Annotated in this window: 4 protein-coding genes; 3 read left to right on the top strand and 1 reads right to left on the bottom strand. The window is 60.7% G+C overall.

Annotated elements, in window-relative coordinates; all coding sequences use genetic code 11:
- The first annotated feature begins 39 nt into the window (after positions 1 to 39).
- The 3 genes from EOA86_RS25065 to EOA86_RS25075 all read left to right on the top strand — a co-directional run bounded on the left by EOA86_RS25065 (position 40) and on the right by EOA86_RS25075 (position 2,705).
- On the top strand, positions 40 to 657 hold the full coding sequence (locus tag EOA86_RS25065) for a putative metal-binding protein (protein ID WP_091595799.1): 618 nt from the start codon (positions 40 to 42) through the stop codon (positions 655 to 657).
- Positions 658 to 755: 98 nt separating this feature from the next.
- Entirely contained in the window at positions 756 to 1,142 is a 387-nt protein-coding gene (locus EOA86_RS25070) for a Mov34/MPN/PAD-1 family protein (RefSeq protein WP_245457098.1), read from the top strand.
- A 3-nt stretch (positions 1,143 to 1,145) separates the two neighbouring features.
- On the top strand, positions 1,146 to 2,705 hold the full coding sequence (locus tag EOA86_RS25075; protein WP_091595803.1) for an E2 ligase fold family C protein: 1,560 nt from the start codon (positions 1,146 to 1,148) through the stop codon (positions 2,703 to 2,705).
- 214 nt (positions 2,706 to 2,919) lie between these two features.
- Here the strand turns inward: EOA86_RS25075 and EOA86_RS25080 are convergent.
- Positions 2,920 to 4,087: S8 family serine peptidase (locus EOA86_RS25080; protein ID WP_164891964.1), on the bottom strand; the 1,168-nt coding region annotated here is incomplete at its 5' end.

The raw sequence follows: 4,087 nt of genomic DNA on the forward strand, positions 1-4,087 counted from the left end.
CTGTGACCCTGTTCCTCAGCCTGAAGGCGGGCGTCGCAGGTGCCTAAACCCCAAAGTGTGGATCCGGAGGTCTCCCGAGCGAAGTTTGATCGGGAGATCGGCCGGTTCCGGCCATATGCTGATGTCTATCGGGCTCAGGGCTGCTTCTTGATCGAGGCGACTTTTCCGCGCGCTTTCTTCATTTTCGCCAGCCCCAAGTTAAAGCCACGGGTGGTCAGCGCAGCGAGCGAGGTCGACTTCACCGACTACGACTTAAGACCACCGTCCGTGGTCTTCGTCGATCCGTTTACGCGTGATCCGATTGCCCGGAAAGATCTATACCTGAAAATGCTTAGACGTCCGCCGCTGCCCGGAACGCCGCCGGAGATGATAGGAGCTCTCATCCAGCAGAACGCCGTGCCGCTGACGGACTTCATCCAGGCCAACAGTCCCGAGGACGAACCATTCCTGTGCATGGCGGGCGTCCGGGAATACCACGACAATCCAGCCCATTCAGGTGATCCATGGCTACTTCATCGGGGTTCTGGCGAAGGCTGTTTGGCCTTCATCCTGGACAAGATCATCAAGTACGGAATCGTTCCTATAGAGCAGTTGCAGATTCAACTCCAACCGACAATCGTAGGAATGGTGGTATCCCCTCAGGCGATACAAGAATGACTGGTTTGAGAGATGTAACGATCGTGACTCTCCCGCGCGGCTGCATCTCGACCACGCATGGGCATCTGCGCTCAGTTGGTCGCGAGGGCAATGAGGGGATGGCACTTTGGGTCGGCGTTCAGGAAGACCGGCACTTTGCCGTAACAGAGACGGTTATCCCGGCGCAGCGTCACATTCGAACAAACGATGGCGTTTGCGTGATCGTTGCGGCCGAAGAACTGCACCGGCTCAATGTCTGGCTCTACAAAAGCGGCCTGAAACTCTTGGCCCAGATTCACAGCCATCCGGGCCGCGCCTACCATTCGACGACGGACGACGCTTATGCGGTTGCTACCACGGTTGGGTGTCTGTCGCTGGTGGTGCCGAATTTCGCCCGCGAGCCTTTCGATTTTGCTCGGGTCGCCGCCTATCGGCTTGACGAAAAGGCCAAATGGAATGCGCTCCCTCCCGCGGCACTGTCGCGAATGATCATGATATCGAGTTGAACAATGGCATTCGCTAACTTCATCGATCGCGCCGCCACGGCGGCATCTCAGGTCCTGGCCGATTTTCATCTGGGAGACTTCAAAGCAGCTCTTGAAAAGCAGGTCGTGGCAGTCGCCTTCGACCATCAGGCCGCTTCCTGCGCCGAAGGCCAGGCGACATTAGATCTTGCGGTGAGATTGCTCGCTAGGCTCTACCCGGTTCTGGCGATACTCCCGCTGGACAGCGCGGCGAGCTCTCAAGCCCAAGCGCTGGAGCGCTTGGCAAAGTCGATCAATCCAAAAGTCGGCATCCGGCGTTCCGGCAAGTCTGCCACCGTCTGCGTCGTTGCAGGGGTAACGCGCCCATCACTCCGGTGCCCGATCTTTTTCGTGGGATCGGACGGTTGGGCGGCAAAGCTGTCGCGTACGGACCCGGTGGGCTCTGGCCCAAGTCTGCTGCCTTATGGAGCTGGCGCCGCCAGTTGCTTCGGCGCCGCCAACGTCTTTCGAACTATCTTCGCCGCCCAGTTGACCGGCGCCGAGTTGGACGAAACCATCGACCTCTCGCTATGCAGCTACGACAAGACCAAAGCCGGGGAGGCTGGCCCGATCGACTTTCCAGTCGACCTTGGCGAAACCCACCTCGTTGGGCTCGGTGCGATAGGCCATGGCTCGCTTTGGGCGCTAGCGAGACAACCCGATCTCAAGGGTCGTCTGCATGTAATCGATCACGAAGCGATCGAACTCTCAAACCTGCAGCGCTACGCATTGGCCGGCCAGGCGGAGATTGGTATGTCCAAGGCGGTTCTTGCAGCCACCGCCCTTAGATCGACTGCCCTTGAGGTCGAGGCGCACCCTCTGACGTGGGCAGAATATGTTGCGCGCCGGGGCAATTGGGTCTTCGACCAAGTGGGTGTGGCGCTTGACACCGCCGCCGACCGTCTGGCTGTCCAAGGTGCACTGCCGCGATGGATCGCAAACGCTTGGACGCAGGAGCACGATCTCGGTATCTCCCGGCATGGTTTCGATGACGGCCAGGCTTGCCTTTGTTGCATGTACCTGCCATCCGGAAAATCCAAGGACGAGCACCAGCTGATTGCCGAGGAACTCGGAATACCGGAAGCACACGAGCAGGTGAAAACGCTCCTGCAGACCAATGCCGGAGTTCCCAACGACTTTGTAGTTCGCGTGGCTACAGCGATGGCTGTGCCGTTTGAACCGCTAGCCCCGTTTGTCGGCCAGCCCCTGCGCTCCTTTTATCAGCAGGCTATCTGCGGCGGTCTGGTGTTCCAGCTTAGCGAAGGAAGTCGCCGCGTTCGAACTGTCGTTCCGATGGCCTTTCAGTCGGTGCTTGCCGGGATTATGCTTGCCGCGGATTTGGTCAAACATAGTGCGGGGTTTCCCATGAGCCCGACGACGAGCACTCGGGTGAATCTTCTGCGCCCCCTTGGCTCTCACTTGCACGATCCGAAGGCCAAGGACTCCAGCGGCCGCTGCATCTGTAGCGACGACGATTTCATTGCCGCTTACAGGCGCAAATACGGCGAGCCCGTTGATCAGGTAAGCGATGTCTCGGCCGCCTAAGCAGACGCGCACCTCTCCGTGGACGCAGGGGGCGCGGCTTGTGGGCGTGACCATGGGCGCCATTATGACACGCTTGGCCCGCTCCTTTGCCCGCCTATCGTCCTCCGCGCATGATCCCTGACACCTCCTTGCCGACGTGATGATCCAGCACCAGCCGCCATGGCACCAGAGGCTGGTCAAACCTCCGTTGTTGGCCGGTTTGGACAGTGCTGCATCAGGTCTCGACCGACGTCTCGACAGTCAGGGCTGCTTCGACGGGTGTGAAGATGTCAACATCGACCCCAGGCGCCCGAATCGTCACAATCAGGGCGTACCGAGCCAGAGCGTCGACGCGTTCCAGGTAAGGCTTCTCCTTCCACCAGCCCCCGACCGGGAACACGCCGATCGCGTCACGCTCGGCGAGATCGGCGGCGCTGCCCGACCAGAAATCGGCGTGCAACGAGCCGCGATCGCGGAAGGTGCCGAGCAGCCACTCTTCTCCGCCTCCAGCAGGCGCCCCTTCCTCCTCGTCCCGAGCGGCCTGATTGATGCGGGCTCGGAATTCGTCGACTGTCTCGGTCGCTGACTTTACTCTGAACCGAAGACCATGGGACGCGTAACGATGCCGGCGGGTCCATCCGCGTTCACCGGGGTTGGGTTCGATGAAATAGGACAGCGTGACGCGGAGCTCGACCTGGGCAGCGCCGAGCGCCGCGAGCTGCTCCTTCGGCCAAGGCAGGCGATGCAGCTTCATGTCACGCGTTTTGGCAGCCGCGCCGCCCTCGCGCTGGAAAGGCTGAAGCTCATCTTCAACGATAAGCGTGAGGTCGTTCACCGTTGACAGAAGCGCGCGCCCAAGATCTGGCACGCCATAACCATAGCGCCGCACGAGCGCCTGGATCTCGCCCTTCGCTCCGTTGCACGCATCGATGCGTGCGCGCATCGCCGGAGTCCATTCGGCCGAGTGGACGATCAGGGCGCGAACCGTTTCAGGCCACAGCTCGGGGCGCGCTGATAGAATTAGTCCCGCCATCCGTGCGGCATGGGCCGTTGCCGCGCTCGTATCTCCGAGGGTGGTGAAGTGGCGCAGTTCGGGTCGATAGAAAGTGGTCAATATCTGCAGATCGTCGATCGGCTCGCCAGGCAACACACCGTCATGGGCGAGATTGCCGCCTTCGAAGACGACCTCGGGCTTCACCGGCCACTGCCTGTCCCAAACGACCGAAGTGCGACTGCGCGGCGAGAGCTCGCCGACCGGCGCGATCGGAGCGTAGCCCGCAAAGTCGGTGTCAATGATATCGACCTTTTCTGTGAAAGCGCCGACCGTCAGCGCATTCCAGGCCTGAGAAGGATCATCGACTGCTTCCAGATCGTTGCGCGTCAAATGCTCGGCCGGCATGAGG

It is taken from the genome of Mesorhizobium sp. M5C.F.Ca.IN.020.32.2.1 (assembly GCF_004023105.1).
GTDB classification, from domain to species: Bacteria; Pseudomonadota; Alphaproteobacteria; order Rhizobiales; family Rhizobiaceae; genus Mesorhizobium; species Mesorhizobium wenxiniae.

Coding starts and splice junctions, on each gene's coding strand:
- EOA86_RS25070 (WP_245457098.1), top strand. CDS start 756: ATGGCACTTTGGGTCGGCGTTCAGGAAGACCGGCACTTTGCCGTAACA.
- EOA86_RS25075 (WP_091595803.1), top strand. CDS start 1,146: ATGGCATTCGCTAACTTCATCGATCGCGCCGCCACGGCGGCATCTCAG.